Origin of the sequence: Sphingomonas pseudosanguinis (assembly GCF_014196255.1) — a bacterium.
In the GTDB taxonomy this organism is placed as follows: Bacteria; Pseudomonadota; Alphaproteobacteria; order Sphingomonadales; family Sphingomonadaceae; genus Sphingomonas; species Sphingomonas pseudosanguinis.
Genome location: NZ_JACIDH010000008.1, coordinates 124,634 through 149,485, shown reverse-complemented (window position 1 = coordinate 149,485; position 24,852 = coordinate 124,634). Strand labels below are relative to the sequence as shown.

The 24,852-nt window shown below is 67.2% G+C and carries 19 protein-coding genes and 1 tRNA gene; 8 read left to right on the top strand and 12 right to left on the bottom strand.

What is annotated here, in order from left to right; genetic code table 11:
* Positions 1-520 precede the first annotated feature (520 nt).
* The gene (locus GGR48_RS10725) at positions 521-1,102 is read right to left on the bottom strand and encodes a CC0125/CC1285 family lipoprotein (protein ID WP_183951897.1); all 582 of its coding nucleotides are present in this window, start codon (positions 1,100-1,102) and stop codon (positions 521-523) included.
* A gap of 108 nt (positions 1,103-1,210) precedes the next feature.
* On the bottom strand, positions 1,211-1,630 hold the full coding sequence (locus tag GGR48_RS10720) for a secondary thiamine-phosphate synthase enzyme YjbQ (RefSeq protein WP_183951896.1): 420 nt from the start codon (positions 1,628-1,630) through the stop codon (positions 1,211-1,213).
* A 104-nt stretch (positions 1,631-1,734) separates the two neighbouring features.
* Here GGR48_RS10720 and GGR48_RS10715 point away from each other — a divergent pair, with 104 nt between their 5' ends.
* From GGR48_RS10715 to GGR48_RS10700, 4 genes are all read left to right on the top strand, one after another.
* Positions 1,735-2,106 (top strand): glycine zipper 2TM domain-containing protein, encoded by a 372-nt coding sequence (locus tag GGR48_RS10715; RefSeq protein WP_183951895.1) that lies wholly within the window; start codon positions 1,735-1,737, stop codon positions 2,104-2,106.
* A 120-nt stretch (positions 2,107-2,226) separates the two neighbouring features.
* A complete protein-coding gene (locus GGR48_RS10710; RefSeq protein ID WP_183951894.1) occupies positions 2,227-2,607 on the top strand; it encodes a hypothetical protein in 381 nt (126 codons plus the stop codon).
* Entirely contained in the window at positions 2,604-3,752 is a 1,149-nt protein-coding gene (locus GGR48_RS10705) for a glutathionylspermidine synthase family protein (RefSeq protein WP_183951893.1), read from the top strand. Before GGR48_RS10710 ends, GGR48_RS10705 begins: the two co-directional genes overlap by 4 nt.
* Before the next feature lie 129 nt (positions 3,753-3,881).
* The gene (locus GGR48_RS10700; protein ID WP_240456021.1) at positions 3,882-5,714 is read left to right on the top strand and encodes a methyl-accepting chemotaxis protein; all 1,833 of its coding nucleotides are present in this window, start codon (positions 3,882-3,884) and stop codon (positions 5,712-5,714) included.
* A gap of 580 nt (positions 5,715-6,294) precedes the next feature.
* Here GGR48_RS10700 and GGR48_RS10695 read toward each other — a convergent pair.
* From GGR48_RS10695 to moaA, 3 genes are all read right to left on the bottom strand, one after another.
* A tRNA-Asn gene (locus GGR48_RS10695) sits at positions 6,295-6,369 on the bottom strand.
* A 139-nt stretch (positions 6,370-6,508) separates the two neighbouring features.
* The gene (locus tag GGR48_RS10690) at positions 6,509-7,288 is read right to left on the bottom strand and encodes an NAD kinase (protein WP_183951891.1); all 780 of its coding nucleotides are present in this window, start codon (positions 7,286-7,288) and stop codon (positions 6,509-6,511) included.
* Positions 7,285-8,298, bottom strand: coding sequence for a GTP 3',8-cyclase MoaA (gene moaA, locus GGR48_RS10685; protein ID WP_420854060.1), 1,014 nt, complete (start codon positions 8,296-8,298; stop codon positions 7,285-7,287). Before moaA ends, GGR48_RS10690 begins: the two co-directional genes overlap by 4 nt.
* Before the next feature lie 161 nt (positions 8,299-8,459).
* Between moaA and GGR48_RS10680 the strand changes: the two genes are divergently transcribed.
* Positions 8,460-10,091, top strand: a complete 1,632-nt coding sequence (locus GGR48_RS10680; RefSeq protein WP_183951889.1) for a GGDEF domain-containing phosphodiesterase — start codon at positions 8,460-8,462, stop codon at positions 10,089-10,091.
* Positions 10,079-10,504, top strand: coding sequence for a YybH family protein (locus GGR48_RS10675; protein WP_183951888.1), 426 nt, complete (start codon positions 10,079-10,081; stop codon positions 10,502-10,504). The genes GGR48_RS10680 and GGR48_RS10675 overlap by 13 nt, the downstream gene beginning before the upstream one ends.
* Positions 10,505-10,642: 138 nt before the next feature.
* Here the strand turns inward: GGR48_RS10675 and mfd are convergent, their stop codons facing one another.
* On the bottom strand, positions 10,643-14,110 hold the full coding sequence (mfd, locus tag GGR48_RS10670; RefSeq protein WP_183951887.1) for a transcription-repair coupling factor: 3,468 nt from the start codon (positions 14,108-14,110) through the stop codon (positions 10,643-10,645).
* A gap of 183 nt (positions 14,111-14,293) precedes the next feature.
* A complete protein-coding gene (locus GGR48_RS10665; RefSeq protein ID WP_183951886.1) occupies positions 14,294-14,560 on the bottom strand; it encodes an FAD assembly factor SdhE in 267 nt (88 codons plus the stop codon).
* Positions 14,561-14,638: 78 nt separating this feature from the next.
* On the opposite strand from GGR48_RS10665, the gene recG reads away from it, so the two are divergent.
* Together recG and GGR48_RS10655 are read left to right on the top strand one after the other, a co-directional pair.
* A complete protein-coding gene (gene recG / locus GGR48_RS10660; RefSeq protein ID WP_183951885.1) occupies positions 14,639-16,693 on the top strand; it encodes an ATP-dependent DNA helicase RecG in 2,055 nt (684 codons plus the stop codon).
* A gap of 34 nt (positions 16,694-16,727) precedes the next feature.
* Positions 16,728-17,168 (top strand): DMT family transporter, encoded by a 441-nt coding sequence (locus tag GGR48_RS10655; protein ID WP_183951884.1) that lies wholly within the window; start codon positions 16,728-16,730, stop codon positions 17,166-17,168.
* On the opposite strand, the gene GGR48_RS10650 is transcribed toward GGR48_RS10655, so the two are convergent.
* From GGR48_RS10650 to GGR48_RS18120, 5 genes are all read right to left on the bottom strand, one after another.
* A complete protein-coding gene (locus GGR48_RS10650; RefSeq protein ID WP_183951883.1) occupies positions 17,165-19,462 on the bottom strand; it encodes a family 43 glycosylhydrolase in 2,298 nt (765 codons plus the stop codon). The genes GGR48_RS10655 and GGR48_RS10650 overlap by 4 nt on opposite strands.
* Positions 19,459-20,886, bottom strand: a complete 1,428-nt coding sequence (locus GGR48_RS10645) for a glycoside hydrolase family 43 protein (RefSeq protein WP_206362470.1) — start codon at positions 20,884-20,886, stop codon at positions 19,459-19,461. Before GGR48_RS10645 ends, GGR48_RS10650 begins: the two co-directional genes overlap by 4 nt.
* Before the next feature lie 145 nt (positions 20,887-21,031).
* Positions 21,032-21,418, bottom strand: coding sequence for a response regulator (locus GGR48_RS10640; RefSeq protein WP_183951882.1), 387 nt, complete (start codon positions 21,416-21,418; stop codon positions 21,032-21,034).
* On the bottom strand, positions 21,411-22,709 hold the full coding sequence (locus GGR48_RS18125; protein WP_276207998.1) for a sensor histidine kinase: 1,299 nt from the start codon (positions 22,707-22,709) through the stop codon (positions 21,411-21,413). The genes GGR48_RS10640 and GGR48_RS18125 overlap by 8 nt, the downstream gene beginning before the upstream one ends.
* 75 nt (positions 22,710-22,784) lie before the next feature.
* On the bottom strand, positions 22,785-24,827 hold the full coding sequence (locus GGR48_RS18120; RefSeq protein ID WP_240456014.1) for a CheR family methyltransferase: 2,043 nt from the start codon (positions 24,825-24,827) through the stop codon (positions 22,785-22,787).
* Between the last annotated feature and the right edge of the window lie 25 nt (positions 24,828-24,852).

The following is a 24,852-nucleotide window of genomic DNA, read 5'->3' as shown; positions in this document are numbered from 1 at the left end:
TTCAAATCCTGCCCCCGCAACCATCACACCACACGCAAACACAGCCCCAGCCCCGTAGCATCGCCGCTCCGGGGCTTTCTTGCGTTCTGTCACTCACCCATTAGGCAAAGAAGCAGGCCACAGGCCTGCCACAGGGCGTCTCCAGTGAGAAAGATTAGCCTTGCCTCGCAACCGGGGATAGCCCGACTTCCATCCCCGCTTGATCGGGTCCGTCTCCTCGCATGCCGGACACCGCGCTCCAATTTCCTGTCTCAAATCAGACGAAGAACTCGAAGAGCAGCGGTGTTGAATAATTTCCTTGCCGACCGGGGACTGACCTCGAAGCATCATGCGATACTGACCCAGTCGACCACTATCATACTTGGACGCTTCGTCAGGGCGCGCGTTCCCTCTCCGGAAAGTGCGAATGGCCAGCGTGTACTGGAGCCTGGTCAATGGCCCGCCGCAAACACCCGACCCAATAGAAAAGGGCGGCCACCCCTGAAGGTGACCGCCCCAATCGCTCGATCGGTGTGCGGAATTACTTCGGCAGCACCACCGTCGGCCCGATCGTGTTGACGATCGCGCGGGCGTCGAAGGCACGGAGGTTGTCGCGCGGGATCGGGCCCTTGCGCATCACCACCTCGGCGGTCGCTTCGTAGCGGTCGATGGTATTGATATCCATGTTGTTGCCGAAGAAGGGATCGCCCCAGAACGGGTCCCAGCTGCGCCAGCCGAAGCCGCGGCCATAATAGCGCCACGAGGGGCCCCACCAGCCGCCGCCCCAGCCACCGAAGCCCGGTCCGAAGGCACCCGGCGTCGAATAGGTGCGCGAGCGCAGCTGTGTATCGCGGTCGGCCATCACGAAATAGTCATAGCCATTGGCCAGCGTCAGTTCGGCCGCACGGAACAGCAGATAGCGCTCGACCGTGTCGCGCGAGGTGACGGTGTTGCCGGCGAAGCTGACGATGAAGCGGCCGGGCTCCAGCTGCTGATCGGAATAGCCGGTCCGGTAGAAGCCCGATCCCGTGGCCGGACGATAGGTGGTTTCGGTCGCGCAGCCGGCGACCATCAGGGTGCTGGCGCCCACCAGGGCAAGAGCGACCTTTCGACCGAATTGCATGGTCATCATTTCCTTTCCTGCTGCCCGGACGGACCGAGAGCGTGAAAACCTTATCCCATCACCGCAGAACGGGCGATGAACAGTTTTGCTCCCGCGATGAAATGTTGCTCATTCGCCCATCATGTGGAGCGCGATGGACCGGCGATGCGGCGCGCGACGATGCTCGAACAGATAGATGCCCTGCCATGTCCCCAGCGCCAGCCGCCCGTCGATCAGCGGGATCGACAGATGCACGCCCGTCAGGATCGCGCGCAGATGCGCGGGCATGTCGTCCGGCCCTTCATCGTCATGCGCATAGGCCCGCCGATCCTCCGGCGCGATCCGCGCGAAATAGGCGAGGATGTCGGTCCTCACCTCGGGCGCGGCATTTTCCTGGATGATCAAGGAGGCCGAGGTGTGGCGGCAGAACAGGGTCAGCAGCCCCTCGGTCATGCCCTGCGCGCGGACCCACGCGGCGACATCGCGGGTGACCTCGGTCAGCCCCTGACCATGCGTGTCGACGGATAGGATGGTGGTAGCCTGTTGCATGGATGCTCAATGCGCCAGCCGGCCGGATGATGCCATCGCTTCGGCCGTAATTGAACGGCCGCATCCCTAACGCGTTGAGCAGTCGTCTGAAAAGGAGAGTTCCGATGAAAGCCCCTCTGCTCGCCGCGCTGGCCGTGATGACCGTCGCCGCCCCGATCGCCACGACCCCCGCCATGGCGCAGAATCGCGATTATCGCTGGCATGGCGACCGCAATGACTGGGAACCGTCGCGCGACTATCGGCGTGGCAATTATCGCGAGCGCCGCCTGGGGCGCAACGACCAGGTTTTCCGGGGACGCGACGGCCGCACCTATTGCAAGCGCAATGACGGGACGACCGGTCTGGTTGTCGGTGCGCTGGGCGGCGGTGTCCTGGGCAATGTGATCGGCGGCGGGACGCTGGGTACGCTGCTGGGCGCGGGTGGTGGCGCGTTACTGGGCCGTTCGATCGATCGCGGCAAGGTCCGCTGCCGCTGATCGCGGTCATGGTCGGGGGGCGTCGGTCGGACGGGGATCGACGCCCTTCGTTTATGTGAAGCATCCGGGACTGGCCAAGCGGGATCGACCTGCGCCATGATGGCGCGGGGAGAGTTTTTCATGGCCTTTGATTTGAAATGGACGACCGCGCTGGCAGCTGCGCTGCTCGCGGGGGGATGCAACCGCGCCTCGGCGGATGACGGCTGGACCGCCGATACCGACACCGCGATCTGCACCGACGCGCAAGGCAAGCGCCTGCCCGACGATCGATGCCGTCAGCACCGGGTCGGCGGCGGTGGCGGCATGGCGCACTGGTATTTCCTCCGGCGCGGGGGGATCATTCCCTTTGTCGGCGAACGCGCGCGCGGTGGCAGCTTTCGTGCGACCGGCGGTATGCGCTATCAGACCGCGCCGGCCAGTACCGCGATGACCCGGTCGGCGGCGATCAGCCGGGGCGGCTTCGGATCGTCGGCGCATCATTTCGGCGGCGCCCGCTCGTGATCCGCGACACGCTGACCCCGCGTCCCGACTGGCAGGCCAAGGTCGAGGCGCTGGGGCTGGTCTGGCATGCCGGGGCGGAGCGTCCCTATTGGGATGAAAGCGCCTGTTATCGCTTTACCGCCTGCGAGATCGACCGGATCGAGACGGCGACGATCGAACTGTACCGGCTGTTCCTGGCGGCGGGGGAGGCGGTGGTCAGTGACCCGGCCTTGCTCACGCGGTTCGGCATCCCGCCCGCCTTTCACGATCCGGTGCGCGAGGCATGGGAGGCGGAGCCGCCCGCGCTCAATTTCGGCCGCTTCGATCTGGGTTTCGACGGGCAGGATGCGCCCAAGCTGTTCGAGTTCAACTGCGATACGCCCACCTCTCTGCTGGAGGCGGCGGTGGTGCAATGGGACTGGAAGAGCGAATGTCTTCCGGCGCTCGACCAGTTCAACGGCCTGCACGAGGCGCTGGTGGCGCGGTGGCGCGAACTGGCCCCCATGCTGCCCGCCACGCTGCATGTCGCGCATGTCGACGATCTGTCGGGCGAGGATGCGATCACCGCCGCCTATCTGCGCGACACGGCCGAGGCGGCGGGCATCGCCACCCAGCCGCTGCTGATGGAGGAGATCGGGTGGAACCACGACGATCATTGCTTCGTCGACGGGCGCGACATCCGGATCGGGGCCCTGTTCAAGCTCTATCCATGGGAATGGCTGGTGCATGAGGGGTTCGCGCCGCACCTGCTCGACAATCTCGCGCGCGGCGACTTGCTGTGGATCGAACCGATCTGGAAGATGATCTGGTCCAACAAGGCGATCCTTCCGGTCCTGTGGAACCTGTTTCCCGGCCATCCCAATCTGCTGCCCGCCAGCTTCACGGTCCCGAGCGGCGATGCGGTCGCCAAGCCGCTCCTGTCGCGCGAGGGGGCCAATGTCTCGATCCGCCGCGCCGATACCATCATCGCCGAAACGGCGGGGGACTATGGTGACGAGGGCTATGTCTATCAATCGCTCTACCGCCTGCCCGAAATGGCGCCGGGATGCTTTCCGGTGATCGGCAGCTGGATCGTCGACGGCGCGGCGGCCGGCATGGGGATTCGCGAAGGCGGGCTGATCACGTCGAACACGGCGCGTTTCGTGCCGCACGTCATCGATGGCTGACGCGAAACGTCGCTTCGTTAAGGCGGGTTAACGCAGATTTATGACGAAAGTTTAATGTCGCGGCGGCAGGGAGGCGACCAGCGCCGGGGGGCGTAGTTGGTTTAAAAAGGAACAGCCTCCGTGCAGAACATGCGCATTCCAGGGAAACTGATCGCCTGTTTTTCCGTGCTGCTGATCGCGCTGCTGGGTTTGGCGACGCTGGCCGTCGTCCGGCTGAGCGAGATGCGCGACGTCGCTGTCAACCTGGGCGGTGAACAACGCTCGCAGCTCGAGGCGATCGCCGTCATCAATGCCGCGACCGCGACCTATCGCGCCACGGTCGGGCAGCATCTGCTCGCCGTCACGCCCGACGCGCGCGAAACGGCGCAGCGGCGGATCAACGAACTGCGGGATCAGGTGGCGGAGCGCTCCGCCTGGCTGCGCCCGCGTCTGGCGGACGACGATACCCGCGCGGCGCTCGACGCCTTTGTCGGCGCGTGGAACGAGTATCGCAGCCATGCCGAGGAAACCTCGCGCGCGGCGACGGCGGGTGCGGACAATGCCATCGCGCTGTTCCGGGCGGCGGCACCCTATTTCATCGTCGCGAACAAGGCGGCCGATACGCTTCGCCAGAAGCAGTCGCGGGCGATCGACGATCTGGTCGGGGAGGCGCAGAGCACCTATTCGGTCAGCCGGCTGATCATGATCGGCACCGTCCTGCTGGTCGCGCTGCTGACGGTGGCGATGCTGCTGACGCTGGTGCGGGTGATCGCGCGGCCGGTCGGCGCGATGAGCGGCACCTTGTCGCAGCTCGCGGCGGGGGAGCGCTCGGTCACGATCGCGGCGAACAGCGCGCGTGACGAGATCGGGGACATGATGCGCGCCGCCGCCGCCCTGCGCGATCAGCTGGCCCGCGCGGACCGGCAGAAGGACGAGCAGGCGGCGCTGATCGTCTCGACCGTCGGCACCGGGTTGCAGGCGCTGTCGGCCGGGGATCTGACCGCGCGTATCGACGCCCGACTGGAGGAGCCGTTCGCGCGGTTGGCCACCGACTTCAACGAAGCGATGGCGACGATGGAGCAGGCGATGCAGGCGGTCAGCGGCGTGTCGGCGGGGCTTCGCGCCGCGTCGGGCGAAATCCGCTCCGCCTCCGAGGACCTGTCGCAGCGGACCGAGCAGCAGGCGGCCAGCCTGGAGGAAACCGCCGCCTCGATGCATCAGATCACCACCGTGGTCGCCCAGTCCGCCGCCGACGCCAAGCGCGCCGATGTCGCGGTCGCCGACGCGACCAGCGCGGCGCAGGGCGGGGGTCAGGTCGTCCGGGATGCGGTGGCCGCGATGAACGGTATCGAACGCTCAAGCCAGGAGATTTCGGAGATCATCAGCGTGATCGACGGCATCGCTTTCCAGACCAATTTGCTGGCGCTGAACGCGGGCGTCGAGGCGGCGCGCGCCGGGGACGCGGGCAAGGGTTTCGCGGTCGTCGCCAGCGAAGTCCGCGCGCTCGCCCAGCGCTCGGCGGATGCGGCCAAGGACGTGAAGGCGCGCATCACCAGCAGCAACGAGCAGATCGAGGCGGGGGTGGAACTCGTTGCCCAGACCGGACGGGCGCTGGAACAGATTATCGAGCGGGTGGCGGAGATCAGCGCGCTGGTCCGCAACCTGGCGTCCTCGGCCGAGCAGCAGGCGACCGGGCTGGGTCAGGTCAACGTCGCGGTGGACGAGATGGACGGCGTCACCCAGCGCAATGCCGCGATGGTCGAGGAAACCACCGCCGCCGCGCGCGAACTGTCGGAAAAGGCCGATGATCTGAACGGCCATGTCGCGCGCTTCCGGGTTCGGGCCGCCGCAGCCGCAGCCGCAGCCGCAACTTCCCCGATCACGCCGCGCGCCACCGCCCCGGCCGGCGGACGGACGGGATCGCCGGTTCGGCTGGTCGCGAACGGCAGCGCGGTCGCGGCGGACGATTGGTCGGCCTTCTGAGGCGTATCGTTCAAGTCTGATCGACAGTCATCGCATTCCTCCCCTGCAAGGGGAGGTGGCAGGCCGAAAGGCCTGACGGAGGGGTGTCCCGGTCTGAGAGGTGGGCCGCAGCCACGATCGGAGACATCCTTCGGTTCCCCCCAGCGGGAGAGGAAAGAAGGTGAGGCGGGCTGAATGTCGATTAGGCCTAGGCGGCCCCCGATGGGGGGATCGCTGCGAAACTCTTCATACTATCCCAGCCGTCGCGGGATGGGGTGAAGAGCGGGGAAACACCAATTCCGTAACGATCTAATGGGGGTGTTGTCGGTTGTGAGGTCGACCGATCTCTCGGGCCGGGACACCCCTCCGTCAGGCCTTCGGCCTGCCACCTCTCCTTGCAGGGGAGGAATATGGGGCGAGTAGGCACCCAGACGTTACGACGTCAGCGCCAATGCGCATGACAAACGGCGTGGGCCGGCAGGTGTAGATAACGCACCATGAGCGGTCTCTGCCCGGTCGATATGCTGATCAGATGGATTTTTGGAAGGGGGTCGCCGGCGAGCTTTTGCTCAAGCCGCGATCTTGGATTTTACAGCGCCGGTGGCTCCCTGAGTAGGATTCGAACCTACGGCCGCTCGATTAACAGTCGAGAGCTCTACCGCTGAGCTATCAGGGAATGTTCCGGCGCTGTGGAGGGGTCCTATAAACGGCTCGAAAAATGCCGCAACCCCTTTTTTGACGGTTTTGCGTAAGCCGGGCCTCCAAAACTGTGGATAACCGCCGTTGTCAGGTGACGAGCAGTTCCCCCGTTGCCGTCAGGCGACGAACTGCTCCATCGTGATGCGATCGTCGAGCGCGTGTTCGGGATCAAACATCAGCGTCAGCTCGCGCGAACGATCCATGCAGATGTCGACCTGCGCCACGTCGCGCACCTCGCGCTGGTCGGCGACGGCGGAGACGGGCCGCTTGCCGGGGTCGAGTACGCGGATCGAGATTCGCGCCTTGTCGGGCAGGATCGCCCCGCGCCAGCGGCGGGGGCGGAACGGGCTGATCGGGGTCAGCGCGATCAGTGCCGAGCCGAGCGGCAGGATGGGTCCTTGCGCCGAGAAATTATAGGCGGTCGACCCCGCCGGGGTGGCGGCCAGGATGCCGTCGCAGGCCAGCTCGGGCAGGACGACGCGCTCGTTGACCATGACCTCCAGCTTGGCGGTCTGGCGGGTTTCGCGGAGCAGCGACACCTCGTTGATCGCGGGCAGCGTCTGCACGCGGCCATCGATGCCGGTCGCTGTCATCTGCAACGGCGTGACCCGGAACGGCTTGGCGCGCGCCAGCCGGTCCTCCAGGCCATAGCCGCGCCACTCGTTCATTAAGAAGCCGACCGTGCCTAGGTTCATGCCGAACACGGGCACGGGGCCGCGCCGCCGCTCCAGCATCCGGTGCAGCGTCTGCAGCATGAAGCCGTCGCCACCCAGCGCGATGACGTAATCGGCATCGTCGAAATCGACCCAGTCGGCGCTGTTGGCGAGTTGCTCGGCCGCTGTCTGGGCCTGCGCGGTGGGCGAGGCGACGAGCGCACGCCGTATGGGCGCGCTCATCCGCCGGTGACGCTCATATGACGGCCGACGGCCGGCGCGGCCCCGGCCTCGATCCGGAAGTCGTGCCGCGCCGGCTTGGCGGCCAGCCCGCGATCGATCGCCGCGTCCAGCCCGGCGATACCGCCGTCACGGAGCGCCGCCTTCAAATCCACCTGATCCTCATGGCCCAGGCACATATACAGCTTGCCCTCGGTCGTCAGCCTCACCCGGTTGCACCCGTCGCAAAAATTGGCGGTGAGCGGCGAGATCAGGCCGAGCCGGGTGGTCGCGCCCTCCACCTGCCAGTAACGCGCCGGGCCGCCGGTGCGATGACCGGCGCGGACGAGGGGGAATTCCGTCGACAGCCGGTCGAACACGGTGGTCAGCGGCAGGAACCGATCGACCCGATCCTCGTCGATCGCGCCGAGCGGCATTGTCTCGATCAGGGACAGGTCCAATCGCTCCGAAATGCACCATGATAGCATCGAAGCGATTTCGTCTTCGTTCAGCCCCTTGAGCGCGACCATGTTGATCTTGATCATAAGGCCGGCGTCGCGCGCGGAAAGGATGCCATGGATCACCTGTCGGACATCGCCATGCCGGGTGATATAGTGGAAACGCTCCGGATCGCGGCTGTCCAGGCTGACATTGATCCGGCGGATGCCCGCATCGACCAGCGCGTCGGCATGCTCGGCCAGCCGGGTGCCGTTGGTGGTCATGGTCAGTTCGTCCAGCCCGTGCCCGACATGGCTGCCAAGGCGCCGGACCAGATCGGCCACGTCACGCCGGACCAGCGGCTCGCCGCCCGACAGGCGGATGCGCGTGACGCCCCGCGCGATGAAGCGTTCGGCGATGATCGCGATTTCATCGAGGCTGAGCAGCTTCGCGCGCGGCAGGAACGTCATCTGTTCCGCCATGCAATATCGGCAACGCAGATCGCAGCGGTCGGTCACCGAAATCCGCAGATAGCGGATGGTGCGGCCATGCTGGTCGATCAGCGACCGTTCGGTCGAGTTATCGGCACTGACCATCGTCATGAGGGTAGCCCCATGACGGGACGCCAGCAAGGCCGATTGGCATTGGTGATCCTCATGCCGATGGATAGGGTGCGTGCATGACGCAGGATGAATTCGGATTTAACGCCCACCATGGCGGAACGGCGGTGTTTACGCTTTCGTTCCGACATCCTGCGATGTTGGACGAAGCGGTCATGCGGGCGGGCTGGGCGATCTGGTCGATGGCGCCGCGCGATGGCGAGCCGCCGTCGGGCGATGCACTGGTCGCATCCTTCCTGGCGAGCGAGGCGCGGGTCGCCCTGATCGACGCGCGCGAGGCCGCCGAGCCGGCGCTGCGCGCCGCGCAGGCGCTGGGTGCGGTGATCGCCGCGACCGGTGCGGCGATGCTCGTCGCCTTGCCCGACGCCGCGCCCGAGACGCTGCGCGCCTTCGTGTCGGCGGGCGCCACCCATGTCCTGCCGGTCGAGGCGGATGCGGCGATGGTCCATGCCTCGATCAAGCTGGCCGAGCGTCATGCCCGCCGCACGCTCGATGTCCGGCGGCGGCGGACCCATGCGGATGGTGAGGTCGGCGAAATCCATCGCTGGGTCGCCGATGTCGTCGACCGGGGCAAGCCGTGCGTCGCGATCATCGTCGCGCTGTCGCGGCTGGACCTGATCAACGCCGCGCATGGCCGACCCGCGGGCAACATGCTGCTGCGCGGGGTCGAGGCACGGATGCAGGCCGCCGCCGCCGAGGCGTTCGGCGATGTCGCGATCGTCGCGCGCGCGGGCGGGGCCGAGTTCGTCATGGCCGGCGTTGCCGACCCTGAGCGCGCGCGCGCCATCGCCGAGACGCTGGAGGCGCTGCTGGCCACGCCGTTCCAGGCGGGCGCGGTGCCGATCCGGTTGGGCGTTCGGCTGGGCCTGGCGGTGCATCAGCCGGGCGAGGGACCGGCGGCGCTGCTGGCGCGGGCCGGCGAGGCGCTGGGCGCGGCGCGGGCGAGCGACGGCGCGATGCTGCGTTTCGCCCATCCCGGCAATGTCGCGCCGCTCGACCTGTTGGGCGCCGACCTGCACCACGCCATCGAGCGCGGCGAGATCGACATCGTTTTCCAGCCGCAGGTGGCGATCAAGGCGGGGCGGATCACCGGGGTCGAGGCGCTGGCCCGCTGGCGGCACCCCACGCTCGGGCCGCTGGGCGCCGACCCGCTGTTCGCGGCGGCCGAGCGCGCCGATCTGGGGCTCGCGCTGTCGGACCATATCCAGCAGATCGCGCTGCAACGCGCCGCTCGCTGGCCCGCCGGCCTGTCGCATCTGCGCCTGTCGATCAACGTCACCGCCGCCGATGTCGCGCGCGCGGGCTTCGCGCGGCTGTTCCTCGACCGGGTGGTGGGCAGCGGCTTTCCGATCGAACGGCTGACCGTCGAGATCACCGAGACGGGGCTGATCTCCGAACTCGACCGTGCCGCGACCGTGCTCGACCAGTTGCGGCAGGCGGGGGTGAAGGTGGCGATCGACGATTTCGGCACCGGCTATTCCAGCCTGGCTTATCTGACCAGCCTGCCGATTGATTACATCAAGATCGACCGCGCGCTGGTGTCGCATGTCGACGGGGCGGACCGTGACCGGATCGTCGTGCGCGGGATCATCCAGATCGCCAGCCAGCTGGGCCTGGGCCTCGTCGCCGAGGGGGTGGAGACGTCCGAACAGGCCAAATTGCTCGGCCAATTGGGTTGTGAAACCTATCAGGGGTTCCTGCGCGCCGGCGGTCTGGAAGAAGATGCGCTGATCGCGATGGTCGAGGAGGAGATGCAATGCGCGGCGTGACGATGGCGACGATCGCACTGGCCTATGTGGCGGCCCCCGCAGCCCAAGCCGCCGATCCGGCGGAGGCGGGTATTCGCGCGGCGATGCTGGCGAGTGCCGCCGCCTGGAATAGCGGTGACTTGGAGCGCTTCATCGCCATCTATGCGCCGGATGCGATCTTCGTCGGCAAGAAGGGGCTGATCCGGGGTCGCGCGGCGATCGCCGAGAATTACCGGCCCAGCTTCGTCGCCGGCAGCAATCGTCGCGGCCAGCTGCGCTTCGAATTTCTCGGGCTCAGGCCGATCGGCGAACGGCGCATCCTGTTCGCGCGCTGGGTCCTGTCAGGCGGCGCGGAAGAGGAAAGCGGGATGACGACGCTGGTCTTCGAGCGTCGAGCCGATGGCTGGAAGATCCTGACCGACCACAGCAGCTGACGCCCAATTCCTCCCCGAGCTATGCTTGGGGAGGGGGGCCGCCGCGAAGCGGCGGTGGAGGAGCAGGGCGGTGACGCTCGTACCAGCCCCTTGCCCCTGCACCACGCCCTTTGGGCGCAGTCCGGGGAGGATTTGAGTTTACCCGGCCGCTTTCGCCAGCCCCTTCGACAATTGCAGCGCCCCGTGCAGCCGCGCCTTGGCATCGGGCCAGGCGCGGTTGAGCACCAGCTTGCCATCGGGCCGCAGCTTGGCGAGCTCGCCCAGCCGTTCGACATAGGCGAACAGACCATCGACATTGGCGGGCCGATTGTCGTGGAAGCTGACCAGCACCCCGCGCGGGCCGACATCCATCTTGGCGATACAGGCCTTTTTGGCGTTCAGCTTGATCTTGATGACCTGGATCAGATTGTCGGTCGGCTCGGGCAGCGGGCCGAAGCGGTCGATCATCTCGGCGGCGAAGGCCTCGACCTCCTGGTTCTTCTCGAGGTCGTTGAGACGACGATACAACCCCATGCGCAGGTCGAGATCGGGGACGTAATCGTCGGGGATCAGGATGGGGGCGTCGACGGTGATCTGCGGGCTGAAGTCGCGCTTCGGCTCGAACGCGCCGCCGGACTTGGCTTCCAGGATCGCCTCTTCCAGCATCGACTGGTAGAGTTCGTAGCCGACCTCCTTGATATGCCCCGACTGCTCGTCGCCCAGCAGATTGCCGGCGCCGCGAATGTCGAGATCGTGGCTGGCAAGCTGGAAGCCCGCGCCGAGCGAGTCGAGATCGGACAGCACCTTCAGTCGCTTTTCCGCCGCTTCGGTCATCTGCCGCTCGGGCGGGGTGACGAAATAGGCATAGGCGCGCGTCTTCGATCGGCCCACGCGGCCGCGCAACTGGTAAAGCTGGGCCAGGCCGAAGCGGTCGGCGCGGTTGACGATCATCGTGTTGGCGGACGGAATGTCGATGCCGCTTTCGATGATGGTGGTCGACACCAGGACCTCGAACTTGCGGTCATAGAAGGCGGACATGCGCTCTTCGACTTCGGTCGCCGACATCTGGCCGTGCGCGACGACATAGCGGACTTCGGGCACCTCCTTGCGCAGATATTCCTCGATATCCGGCAGGTCGGCGACGCGCGGGGTGACGAGGAAGCTCTGCCCGCCGCGATAATGTTCGCGCAGCAGCGCCTCGCGCAGCACCACCGGGTCCCAGGGCATGACATAGGTGCGCACCGCCAGGCGATCGACCGGCGGCGTCTGGATCACCGACAGCTCGCGCAGGCCCGACATCGCCATTTGCAGCGTGCGCGGGATCGGCGTGGCGGTCAGCGTCAGCATATGGACATCGGCCTTCAGCGCCTTCAGCCGCTCCTTGTGCGTCACGCCGAACCGCTGCTCCTCGTCCACGATGACGAGGCCCAGCCGCTTGAACTCCACCCCCTTGGCGAGCAGGGCATGAGTGCCGACGACGATGTCTATGTCGCCCGACGCCGCCCCGTCCTTGGTCTTCTTCGCCTCGGTCGCGGTGACGAGGCGGGAGAGGCGGCCGATCTTGATCGGGAAGCCCTCGAACCGTGCGACGAAATTGTTGTAATGCTGGCGCGCGAGCAGGGTGGTAGGGCAGACGACCGCCACCTGCATCCCCGCCATTGCCGCGACGAAGGCGGCGCGCAAGGCCACCTCGGTCTTGCCGAAGCCGACATCGCCGACGATCAGCCGGTCCATCGGCTTGCCTGCAGTCAGGTCGCCTAGCACGTCGTCGATCGCGCGGTCCTGATCGTCGGTTTCCTCGTACGGGAAGCGGTCGACAAAGGCCGGATAACCCGCGCTGTCGGGCTCGGCCACTTCGCCGGGCCGCAGCGCGCGTTCGGCGGCGGTGGCGATCAGCTCACCCGCAATCTCGCGGATGCGCTCCTTCATCTTCGCCTTGCGACGCTGCCAGGCCTCGCCGCCCAGTCGGTCGAGGCTCGCGCCATCCTCGCCTGAACCGTATCGGGTCAGGACTTCCAGGTTCTCGACCGGCACGTAGAGCTTGTCGCCGCCCGCATAGGACAGGGCGACGCAATCATGCGGGCTCTTGCCCACGGGTATCGAGGTCAGCCCCTCATAGCGGCCGATGCCGTGATCCGAGTGGACGACCAGATCACCGGGCGAAAGCGTCGCCAGTTCGGCCAGGAAGGCGTCGGCCGACTTGCGCCGCTTCTGCCGCCGGATCAGCCGGTCGCCCAGCATGTCCTGCTCGGTCAGCACCGCGATGCCCGGCGCGGTAAAGCCATGGTCGAGCGGCAGGATGACCAGCGCGACGCCGAAGCTCTTCGACGTATCGGCGATGCCCAACGCTTCCTGCCAGGTCTCGGCGGCCTTGGCGCCCTTCAGCCCGTGATCCTTGAGCAGGCTGCCCAGCCGCTCGCGCGCGCCGACCGAGTAGCTGGCGAGGACAGGCTTGCGGCCTTCCTTGCGCAGCGCCTCGACATGGTCGACCACCGCCTCATAGATGTTGGCGTGGGCCGCGCGTTCGGGCGCGAAGTCGCGCGCGCCGTCCACCTCGAAATCGAGGACGGTCGCACTTTCCGGCTCGTGGAAAGGCGAGACGAGATGCGCAGTCGCGGTCTCCAGCCCTTCGTCCCATTCCTTGGGCGCCAGGTAGAGCGATTTGGCGGGCAGGGGGCGGAAGCTGCCCGGCTGGGCGGCCTCGGCGCGTTTGCGGTTCTCGTAATAGTCGGCCACCGCCTCGAACCGTGCGGTAGCCGCCGCCGTCACGCCATTGTCGCGTACCACAACGGCACCGTCGCCCAGATGGTCGAAAAGCGTCGACAGCTTTTCCTCGAACAGCGGCAGCCAATGCTCCATGCCCGCCATGCGCCGCCCCTCGGACACCGCCTGATAAAGCGGATCGCCGGTCGCGGTCGCGCCGAAGGTTTCGCGATAGCGGGTGCGGAAGCGCTTGATCGATTCCTCGTCGAGCAGCGCCTCGGACGCGGGGAGCAGGGTGAAGCCCTCCACCCGGCCCGTCGTCCGCTGGTCGGCGGGGTCGAAGGTACGGACGCTCTCGATCTCGTCGCCGAAGAAATCGAGGCGCAACGCCTGTTCCTCGCCGCTGGGGAACAGGTCGACCAGTCCGCCGCGCACCGCGAATTCGCCCTGGTCGTGCACCGTCTCGGTGCGGACATAGCCGTTGGCTTGGAGTAGAGCGGACAGTTTCTCCAGCCCGATCCGCTCGCCGGGGGCGAGGCGGGCGACCAGCTGGCGGATACGGAACGGCGTCAGCACCCGCTGGGTCGCAGCGTTGGCGGTGGTCAGGACGAGCTGCGGTGTCTTCGGCCTGGCCTGAAGCCGGTGCAGCCCCGCGATCCGCTCCGCCATGACGCGTAAGGTCGGCGAGGCGCGGTCATAGGGCAGGCAGTCCCAGGCGGGGATCTGCAGGATTTCCAGCTCGGGCGCGAAATAGGTCGCGGTCGAGGCCAGCTCGCGCATCTGCGCTTCGTCGGCGCAGATGAACACCGCGCGCGCCGTCGCGGCGCGGGCGAGATCGGCGAGCAGCACGGGCAGGAACCCCGCCGGAACGCCCGACAGGGTCAGCGGGCTCTTGGCGGTCAGGATCGTCTTGATATCGGGCATGGGGTTCCGAGACTTGGAAGTTAGGGCATGATGTCATCTGCGTCCTTCACCCCTCTCCTTCAGGGGAGGGGCCGGGGGTGGAGCGCTTCCGCGAGCGTTGGTGCTCTTGGTGAGGCCCCACCCCAACCCCTCCCCTGAAGGAGAGGGGCTAGGCTCAGATCAAATCATCAGCGCATGAATAAGTTACCGGGCGATCGGCACGAAATTCAGGGCGCGCATCCGCTGCATCACCGGGCCGTCCCACTCAGGCGGACAGGGCTGCGTCCCGATCGCCCAGGCCATGATGTCGACATCCTGTTCTTCCAGCAGCGCCTCGAACCAATCCAGCTCCTCTGCCGACAGCGTCTCGTGATGCGCGTCGAAAAAGCCGCCGATCATCAGGTCGGCTTCCTTGGTGCCGCGATGCCATGCGCGGAAGCGAAGGCGCTTGATACGGGTTTCGTGGTCCATGGGATTCCGATCCAACGAGAATAGGCTCCACACGCTCTGGCGGCGTGCGAAGCAAAGGCTATACAGACCCATCTAGTCATGCGTCCCGATATCCTCAATCCGCTGTTCGCCGAGGTCACGTCGCTGAAAGGCGTCGGGCCCGGTCTCGCCAAGCCGCTCGAACGCCTGCGCATCGCGCGCGTGGTCGATGTCGCATTCCATCTGCCGACCGGCCATATCGACCGTTTCCCGCGCGATGAGCTGATGATGGCGGATGCGGGGCGGGTGATTTCGATACCGCTGACGGTGAAGGAACACCGCGCCTCGTCTTCCCCCCGCGGGCCGACACGGGTGCGGGCCGAGGATGCCGCGGGCAACAGCGTGGCGCTGGTCTATTTCGGCGGCAATTCGGGCTGGGTGAAAAAGCTGCTGCCGATCGGCGAGACAAAAATCGTGTCCGGTCGCCTCGACCTGTATGGCCAGGATTTGCAGATCGTGCACCCCGATCTGGGCGACAGCGCCGAGGATTTCCGCGAGCGGGAGGCGATCTATCCGCTGTCGGAGGGGATCACCTCGCGGCGACTGGGCGCGCTGGCGGCACAGGCGGTCGAGCGTTCGCCCGAACTGCCCGAATGGATCGAGCCGGGGCTGAAGGCGCAGCGTGGCTGGCCCGACTGGCGGGAGGCGCTGGCCCGCATCCATGCCGATCCGGCGGACGCCAAGGCGCGCGAGCGGTTGGGCTATGACGAGGTATTCGCCAACCAGCTGGCGATGACATTGGTCCGCGCCGACACTCGCAAGCGGCGCGGGCGGGCGCTCAACGGCGACGGGCGGCTGCGCGACATGCTCAAGCTGCCCTACACGCTGACCGGCGCACAGAGCCGGACGGTGCGCGAGATCGAGGGCGATCTGGCGCAGGACGCGCCGATGCTGCGGCTGCTTCAGGGTGACGTGGGCGCGGGCAAGACGCTGGTGGCGGCGATGGCGATGCTGATCGCGGTCGAGGCAGGCGCGCAGGCGGCGATGCTGGCCCCGACTGAAATCCTCGCGCGCCAGCATTACGAGACGCTGCGCAAGACGCTGGCGGGTTTGCCAGTGGAGATCGCGGTGCTGACCGGCCGCGACAAGGGCAAAGCCCGCGAAGCCACGTTGATGGCGCTGGCGGCGGGGGAAATCGACATATTGGTCGGGACCCATGCGATCTTCCAGGACACCGTGACGTACCGCGACCTCGCTTTGGTCGTGGTGGACGAGCAGCACCGCTTCGGTGTGGCGCAGCGGATGATGTTGTCCGCCAAGGGCAAGGCGCCACCGCATCTGCTGGCGATGACGGCCACGCCGATCCCGCGCACGCTGACGCTCGCCAATTACGGCGAGATGGACGTCAGCCGCCTGGACGAGATGCCGCCGGGCCGCCAGCCGATCGAGACGCGCGTGGTGTCCGAGGATCGTCTTGATGAGGTGGTCAATGCGCTCGGCCGTCATTTGTCGGACGGGGGACAGGCCTATTGGGTGTGTCCGCTGGTCGAAGAGAGCGAGAAGTCCGATCTCGCCGCCGCCGAGATGCGGGCCGAGACCTTGCGTGCCCGCTTCGAGGATCGCCTGGGCCTCGTCCATGGCAAGATGAAGCCCGCCGAAAAGGACGCCGTGATGGAGGCGTTCGCGGGCGGGCGGCTGGGCGTGCTGGTCGCGACGACGGTGATCGAGGTCGGCGTAGATGTGCCCAACGCGACATTGATCGTCATCGAACACGCCGACCGCTTCGGCCTGGCGCAGCTCCACCAGTTGCGCGGACGCGTCGGGCGGGGCGGGGGTCTGTCGCGTTGCCTGCTGCTGCGCGGCTCGCACTTGTCGGAGACATCGCGGGCGCGCCTTGCCCTCATGCGCGAAACCAATGACGGTTTCCGCATCGCTGAGGAGGATTTGCGATTGCGCGGGGCTGGCGAACTGCTCGGCACGCGGCAATCCGGGGAGATGGCGTTCCGGCTGGCCACACCCGAGAACATGGCCGACCTGATGCAATGTGCGCAGGACGACGCGCGGCTGCTGATCGACCGTGATGGCGGGCTGGAGGCGCCCAGAGGACAGGCGGCACGAACCGCGCTCTATCTATTCGAGCGGGATGCCGGGGTGGCGCTGCTGCGCTCGGGCTGAACGAAGTAGCGCTCCCAGCGTTGGGTCCGCCGATATGGCCGCCATTTTTCCGCTCATCCTCGTCCTGATCGCGGGCCTTGGCCTCGCGATCCAGCCGCCGACCAATGCCGCGCTGGCCAAGGCGTCGGGATCGGTGGTGCTGGCGGCGTTGACCTCGTTCCTGATCGGCACCGTGGTCCTTGCCATCGCCTGGGCGACGATCGACCGGACCAGTCCGGCGGCGCTGAAGGGGGCGCCGGGCTGGGCCTGGCTGGGTGGCTTTTACGGGGCGGGGTTCGTCGCGGTGCTGGCCTATGCCGCGCCGCGCCTCGGCATTTCGGTCGCGCTGACGGCGGCGATCGCCAGCCAGCTGATCGCGGCGCTGATCGTCGACCATTTCGGCCTGTTCGGCGTCCGGGTCGAGCCGGTGACGGCGGGCAAGCTGCTGGGCGTGGCGCTCGTCATCGCCGGCGCGGTGATCGTCCGGCGGGGCTAACGCCGCCGGACCGTCACCTGCATCGTCACCCGGCGATGGGCGGGGGCGACCTCCTCATCCTCGGTCATGTCGAGCACGGGGTGGCCATCCACGGCCCAGTGCACCCGGCGCAGCCGCGTGTCCCGCCCGTTGCCGCCGACGCCGTCGCCCCAGCTATGATAGACATAGAGGAGGTTGCCGTCCTCGTCCGTCGTGAACGCGCCGTGGCCGATGCCCTGTTCGTACCGGCGATAGTCGGTCACGCCCGGCGGCATCGGCTCGCTATGCTGGAGTGGGGCGGTCCATTTGTGCCAGCTGTCGATGTCGGTCAGGTCGCTGCCCTTGCGCGCCCAGGCGCCGCCGACGACATAGGTCGGGCTGACCCCCGAACTGGAATAGATCAGGTGGATGCGGCCGTCATGATGAACGGCGAACGCGCCTTCGGACAGGTTTTCCTCGAACGACCGGGTCGGCGCGATAATCGGCCGGGGCGACGACATCAGCCGCGTCGGGTGCGCCGGATCGACCCGCGCGCTCCAGGTCAGCGGATCGCCGATCGGGCCGCTATCGGTCAGGTAACGCTGCGACCAGGTGTAATAGGCCTGCCCCCCGGACTCGTAATAGGACATGTCGAGGCTGATGTTGCGGGCAAAGCCCTCGCGGCCCAGCGGTGTGCCGTCCTGTTTCCGGATGGCGGCAGGGCGTGACCAGTCGGCGGGGTTGGCCGGGTCGCCGCCGGGGCGAAGCTGCATGATGTGCGAGGTGACCGTATGCCAGGCCCCGTCGACATTCGACCGGTCATCCTTGGGGTTGAAGCACGGCGCGAACAGGATGGAGAGCCGGCCGCCGATCTCGTGCAGTTCGGGCGCCCAGTAGCAGCCGGCGATGACCCGCCCCTCGGCGGTCTGGTCGCGCCGGGTGAGGCGGTTCAGTAGATCGACCTCGCGCGCCCGGCCGCCCTGATCGTCGCTCAGCGCGGCGATGCTGTCGGCAACGCGGATCGGCAGATGGGGGGAGCCGACATTGTTGTTGTCGGTATCGTCGGTGGCGATGAACAGATAGCGGGTGCGGCCGCCCTGCGTGTAGCGGTGGATCACCGGGTCGGCGCGGTTATAGGCGAAGATCGTCGGATAGCGGCGCTGCCGGATGGCGCCATGGACCTGATAGGTGCCGGGACCTTTCGTGCGCAGCCGCGCCAGATCGGCGGCGTCCCAGTCGACCGCGCGCGTCGCCGTCGATCCGTCCGAATAGGATAGTTCCGCCCGCACCGGTGGCAGGTCGCCGCCCGCCGTCATGCGCTGGGGGGCGATCCGGCTGGCGATGTTGGTGATGCGGCCATAGCGGGTGGTCAGCGCGGCGGCGGTGCGGGCGTCGATCGCCACGTCGTCGATCAGGCCGACCGGCGTGCCGCCCTGGGGAACGCCGACATTGCCCCGCGACACGATCCGCGAGCGGCGGCCGCCCTGTTCGGGATAGAAGGGAGTCGCGACCCGCTCGGTCCGCGCCAGATCCTGCACGACCGTCCATTGCGGCTTGCCGACATTGTCCGTCCAAGCGATCAGGTAGCGGCGCGCGGCACCGTCCCATACGGCACGCGGGGCGACAACACCGCCCGTCGTGCGCAGGTCGATCAGCCCGAGTTCGATGAAATCGGCGGGGCTGGCCGGATCGCTCTTGAAGACCAGGGCGCTCGACGCCTGTGTATCATCGGGCTTGCCATCCAGCGTGACCCGCGTCGCGATGATGCCCAGACTGCCATCAGCGAAGTGGAACAATGCGGGCCGCGACAGGCCACGATGCTCGACGCGGTCGATGCCGACATATTCGCCGATCGGAAAGACGATGCCGTAATCGCCGTTGAGCGGCCTGGCGGCATCGGTGCCGTTCGCCATCGCCAGATGGACGGCGCGGGCGATGATCGGCTGGTTCGCGTCATGCGCGGTGGTCGGCGTGCGGGTATAGGCGCGCAGGCGAGGGGCCTCGCGGCCGAGCAGCGTGACGGTGAAGCGCTTGATGACCGGGCGGCCGTTCGGGACGGTTTGCCGACCGGTCAGCGCGACCATGATCGGCGCATCGCCGGGATTGATCAGACGATCGCCCTGTACCACCGATCCCGGTGCCGACCACCGGATCGGTATCCCAGGCGGCGCGGGCAGCCGCGTGCCGGAGGCGAGGACCGGCGGTACGACCCAGCCCCCGGCGGGGGGAACTGGCGTATCCCCCTGAGCGGCCGCGATGGTCATGCTGGCTACCACGCCAGGTATCACGCCGATCGCCAGGGCGAGCGCGGGGATCAGGCGATGATGCCGGCTCATCGGGGCGTCCCCGCCATGGTCGGCGAGGCCTGGCCCCAGCGCGCGATCAGGGCGTCGCGCTCCCTGGTCGTGATCGACAGCACCGATCCGTGGCGTGGGGATTTGGGCAGACGAAAGTCTTTAGGATAGGTCCATTTGATCGGTGGCGTCAGCGAATTGGTCGCGAGCGGAATATAGCCGATCCCGCCATAATTATCGACCCACAGATAATAGCGGAAGCCGCTGCTATCGCCCGGATTGGCCGCGAACACGCTTGGCCCCTCGACCTCGGGCGTGCCGGCGCGGCGGCCGATGCAGCGGTCGATCGTCTCCCACGCCCCCGATGCGGTCGTCGCGCGCAGCGACCGCGAACGCTGCGCCATAATGTCGGCGGAGGGGCATCCCGACGCCTCCGACACCTTGGTGAAGCGATAATAATAGTCGCCGTCCTTCAGCACCGTCGCGTCGATCATCCCCTTGTCCTTGACCAGGAAAGGCAGGTCGGCGGCCTTGAACCAGGGGCGGGGGGTGGTGAAGTGGCGGAAGTCGCGGGTGGTCGAGATCAGGATCTGCGGACCATTGCCGTCATTCTGCCGGTGCGCGGTGTCGCGGAACAGGGTGGAGGTCCAATAGACGACATAGGCGTCGATGCTGGGATCATAATGCGCTTCGGGCGCCCAGGTCATGCCGGCGGCGTCGGCGCTGACCTTGACGTGGCGTTGCTCGCCCCAATGGATCAGGTCGGTCGACTCCCAGATTTCCAGATAGCGGCTGCCCTGATCGGTCGCACCGCCCCAGCCGGTCCGCCCCGCCGACAGATCGGTCGCCAGCAGGAAGAAGCGATCCCCCTCGGGCGATCGCAGGATGAAGGGATCGCGCAGGCCCCGCGTGCCCATCGTCGACTCCAGGATCGGTTGCGCGTCGTTCAGCGGCTTCCATTGCAGCGCGTTGTTGCCCTCCGACACCGCGAAGCGCAGCTTCTCGCCTTCGACCGTGTCGGCGGTGAAATAGACGAAGAGATAGGCCTGTTTCGGGTCGGGCTTGACCTTGGCGGGGACGCGGAGATCGAAGCTCGTCGTCGCGGGAGCCGCGCCCGGCGCGGTGATCGTGGCGGTCAGCCTGACCCGCCGATCGACCCCGTCGCGCCGGACCGCGCCCTTGCGCACGATGTCCTCACCCATGCCCCGATCGGTATCGGACAGGATCGAGGCGTTCGAAGATCGCCAGCGTATGGAAACGTTTTCGGGCGCACTGCCAAGCTCGCGCAGATCGGCGGCGGTGTCCGGCAAAGTGATGCTGCCCCGGAACGGCGCGTTGAGGGCGGGAAGCCGGCGCAGCGCATCCGCCACGCGCTGGGTGACACCGGCCGCCACGGGCTGGGCAATTGTCGGACTGCTCGCCGATGCCGTGATCCCGGTCAATCCTAATAGGGCGGCAGATAACATCCACCCCATGCCTCGCCGGCCTGCGCCATACATATATTCGCGAGCGATCATCGCCGCCTCCCCCGATCCATTTTCGGGGGAAGTCTCTGCGATAATGTCCTACAAGTAAAGGGGCGTCGCGCTGTTAGCTTTTGGGATCGCGGCGTCAGCTGGCCGCGCGATCGCCTTCGTCAGGCCCTGCGACCGCCATCGACAGGGTGCGACGCAGCAGCGCGGGCGAGCAGGGCTTGCCGCACACCGCTGCGCCCGGATAGCGCGATTGCAGCGCGCGTTCGTCGGCATGACCCGAATGGAAGATCAGCGGCACCCCCGCTTCGTGCAGCCGCTCGGCCGCCGGAAAGACCTCGCCGTCGCGCAACCGGACGTCCAGGATCGCGCAGGCCAGATCGGGATGCTCACCGTCCAGATGATCGAGCACTTCCTGCACGCTGACATACGGCCCGTCGACCGTGTAGCCGCCATCCTCGATGATCGTCTGAAGGTCGAGCGCTACGAAAAACTCGTCTTCGACCAGCAATATCTTTTTAGTCATGCGATAGCACCGTGTCCGGCAGAAGGAGGCGAAGGCGATAACGCCCATCGGTGGCATCCCGCTCCAGCGTCGCCCCCAATTGTCGCGAAGATGTCTGGACCAGCAGCGTCCCGAAGCCCTTGGCGGAATCGGTATCGGCGGTTTCGCCGCCGGTCTCGCTCCATTCCAGCCGAAGCTGGCCGTCCTCGAGCAGCCAGGTAACCGACAGCACACCGTGTGCGGTCGCCAGCGCGCCATATTTGACCGAGTTGGTCGCCCATTCGTGCAGGATCAGCGCCAGCGGCGACAGGCAGCGCCGATCGACCAGCAGGCGCGGGCCGTCGATGGTGATCGACGACTGCCCCTTATACGGGGCGATGGTCGCCTCGACGAGGGCGCGCAACTCGATCGACTGCTGCTCGCCGGCGGGGGAGGCCAGCGAATGGGCGCGGCCCAGCGTCGCGATGCGTTCGCGCACGTCCTCGGCCATTTCGCGGACATCGTCATGCGAGCGCGAGGCGGCGGAGACGATGCCCGAGATGATCGCGAACAGGTTCTTCACCCGGTGGTTCATCTCGCGCAGCATCAGCTCGCGGGTTTCGGCGACCGCATATTCGGCGGTCACGTCGATCGATACGCCGACCATGCGATGCGGCGGCGCTTCGGTGATGACGCGGCCGAACCCCTTGATCCAGCGCTCCTGACCATCGGCGTTGACCCGGAACGTCGTCTCGAAATCGCCGCGTGCCGCGATCGCCTCGGCCAGCGCCAGTTCGACGGTGGGGCGGTCCTCGGCGGCGATGCGGTCGAACAGCAGGCGGGAATGCGCATCGTCCTCGGTCTTGAAGCCGAACAGCTCGCGACAGATTTCGTCGAGGATCGATTCGCCGGTGTCCGCGCGATATTCCCACACGCCGATCCCGCCCGCTTTGATGGCGAGGTCGAGCCGCTCACGCTCGGCGGCCAGCGCACTTTCCATGCTCAGCGCGTCGGTGATGTCGGTCAGCACCAGGGTCGCGCCGTCGATACCGTCGCCCTGCGTGCGATAGGGCAGGATGCGCAGCGACAGCGTCCGCTCGCCACCGCGGGTGGTCACCCGCTGCTGCATCGCCGCGCCGCCGGCCGCGACCGAAGCCGCGCCGTCGAGATAGTCGGTGTTCGCCAGCCGCGTCGATACATCGGCGAGCAGCCGCCCGCGATCGCTCGGCTGGAGCGGGAAGATCGACCGTGCCGCCTCGGTATAGCTGCGCACCCGCAGGTCGCTGTCGAGCACGACGACCGCCAGATCGGTCGATTCGAAGAAGTTGCGCAGATCGGCATTGGCGACGGTCAGCTGATCGACCTTGGTCTTCAGCTCGTCATTGACCGTCGACAGCTCCTCATTGGTCTATTGAAGCTCCTCGTTCATCGACATCATTTCTTCGTTGGAGCTCTTCAGCTCCTCGTTCGCGGTCTCCAGTTCCTCGACCGTCGAGCGCAGGCGGTGGCGCGTCAGTCGGAGCTCGTCCTCCAGCGCCTCGATATGATCGTCGCCCGGCTCCAGATCGGCCAGATCGCTCTGTTCGACCGGGCTGAACGGCGCGGAGTCGCGGAACAGGAACAGCAGCGAGCCGTCGGTCAGCGGGTCGCAAATGACCTCGATCGGCTGCACGCCATATTCGGTCGTGACCGACACGTCGCGCGCCGCGATCCGCTTGCGCGCGTCGCGGGCCTGGCGGAGCATCGGCCCCATCACCTCACGCAGGCCGGTGCGCGCCAGCGTCATCGCGCTGGACCCGCCGGCGCGGGTGACGGGGAAGTTGAAATAGCGGCTGAGCTTGCCGAACGCGGCCAGGATGCCGCCGTCCTGATCGACGATCATGCTGGGCGGGGCATAGCGATCGACGATGCGGCGCATCGCGGTCGCTTCGTCGCCTAGCGTCGGGCCATCCTCGCGCTCGCCGCGTTCGCCACGCCGGCGGGGGCTGCGGCTCCGCGCGCCGGGCAGGTCGATGGGGTAGGAGGGGGAGCCCGGCGACCGCTCGAACAGGCGGGCATGGCCGTCGATCGCGGGAAAGAGATGATCGAACCGCCCGACGCTCTCGGACGGGCCCAGGAACAGATACCCGCCGGGGCGCAATGCGTAGTGGAGCAGCGGCAACACCGACTGCTGCAATCGATCGTCGAAATAGATCAGCAGGTTGCGACACGATACCAGGTCGATCCGTGAAAAGGGCGGGTCCTTGACCAGGCTGTGGTTCGAAAAGCGGATCATGTCGCGGATCTGCGCGGTGATGGTGAACCGCTCGGCATGCGGCATCGTGTACCGCTCGCGCATCGCCGCCGGGATGTCGCCCAGCGCGGCGGCCGGATAGCTGCCCTCGCGCGCGATCTGCAGCATCTGCTCGTCGATGTCGGTCGCGAAAATCTGCACCGCCAGCGGCTGCCCGGCCTCGCGCATCGCCTCGGCGAACAGCATCGCGATGCTATAGGCCTCCTCGCCGCTGGAGCAGCCGGGCACCCAGATGCGGATGTCCTCGTCCGGATCGCGCGCGCGGATCAGCGGCTGGATCGCCTTGGCCCGCAGCGTTTCGAACAATTCGGTGTCGCGGAAGAAGCGGGTGACGTTGATCAGCAGGTCGCGGAACAGCGCCTCGCACTCGTCCGAGTCGCTCTTGACCCGCGCCAGATAGGCCGAGCCGGTCGGGATGCCGAGCACGTGCATCCGCCGCTCGACCCGGCGGACCAGCGTGGTGCGCTTATAGCCCGAAAAGTCATGGCCGACCGCGTTGCGCAGGACGCGGCAGAGATCGTCGATATGATCGGCGACGACCTCGGCCTCCTGATGCTTCGGCTCACCCGTGCGGCGCGCGAAAAACGCCTGGAGGCAATCGACGATGTCGCCCGCCGGCTTGACGAAATCGACAAGGCCGGTGCCCACGGCCGACAGCGGCATGCCGTCATAGCGCGCGCTTTCCGGGCGCTGCACCACGCTGACCCCGCCATTCTCCTTGATCGCGCGCAGGCCCGTGGTGCCGTCCGCCCCCGTGCCCGACAGGATCACGCAGGCGGCGTTGGCCTGCTGGTCGCTGGCGAGCGACAGGAAGAAGTCGTCGATCGGCCGGCGAAGCCCGCGCGGTTGGGCAAAATCGGTCAGTTCCAGCACGCCGCCACGAATGGCGAGTCCCCGACCCGGCGGGATGATGTAGACGCGGTCGGCCTCGATCCGCTCCGACCCCTCGCACTGGCGCACCTCGAGATTGGTGTGGCGGTCGAGCAGCTGGGCCAGCATGCTCTCGTGATTGGGGTCGAGATGCTGAACGACGACGAAGGCGAGGCCGGTCGGTGCGCGCGCGGGCGTCAGCATCTCGCGCAGCGCCTCCAGCCCGCCGGCGGACGCGCCGATGCCGACCACCGGAACCGATGCGGTGCCGCCGTTACCATCGCTCATGCGGTCAGATCCCGGAAGGAGAGGC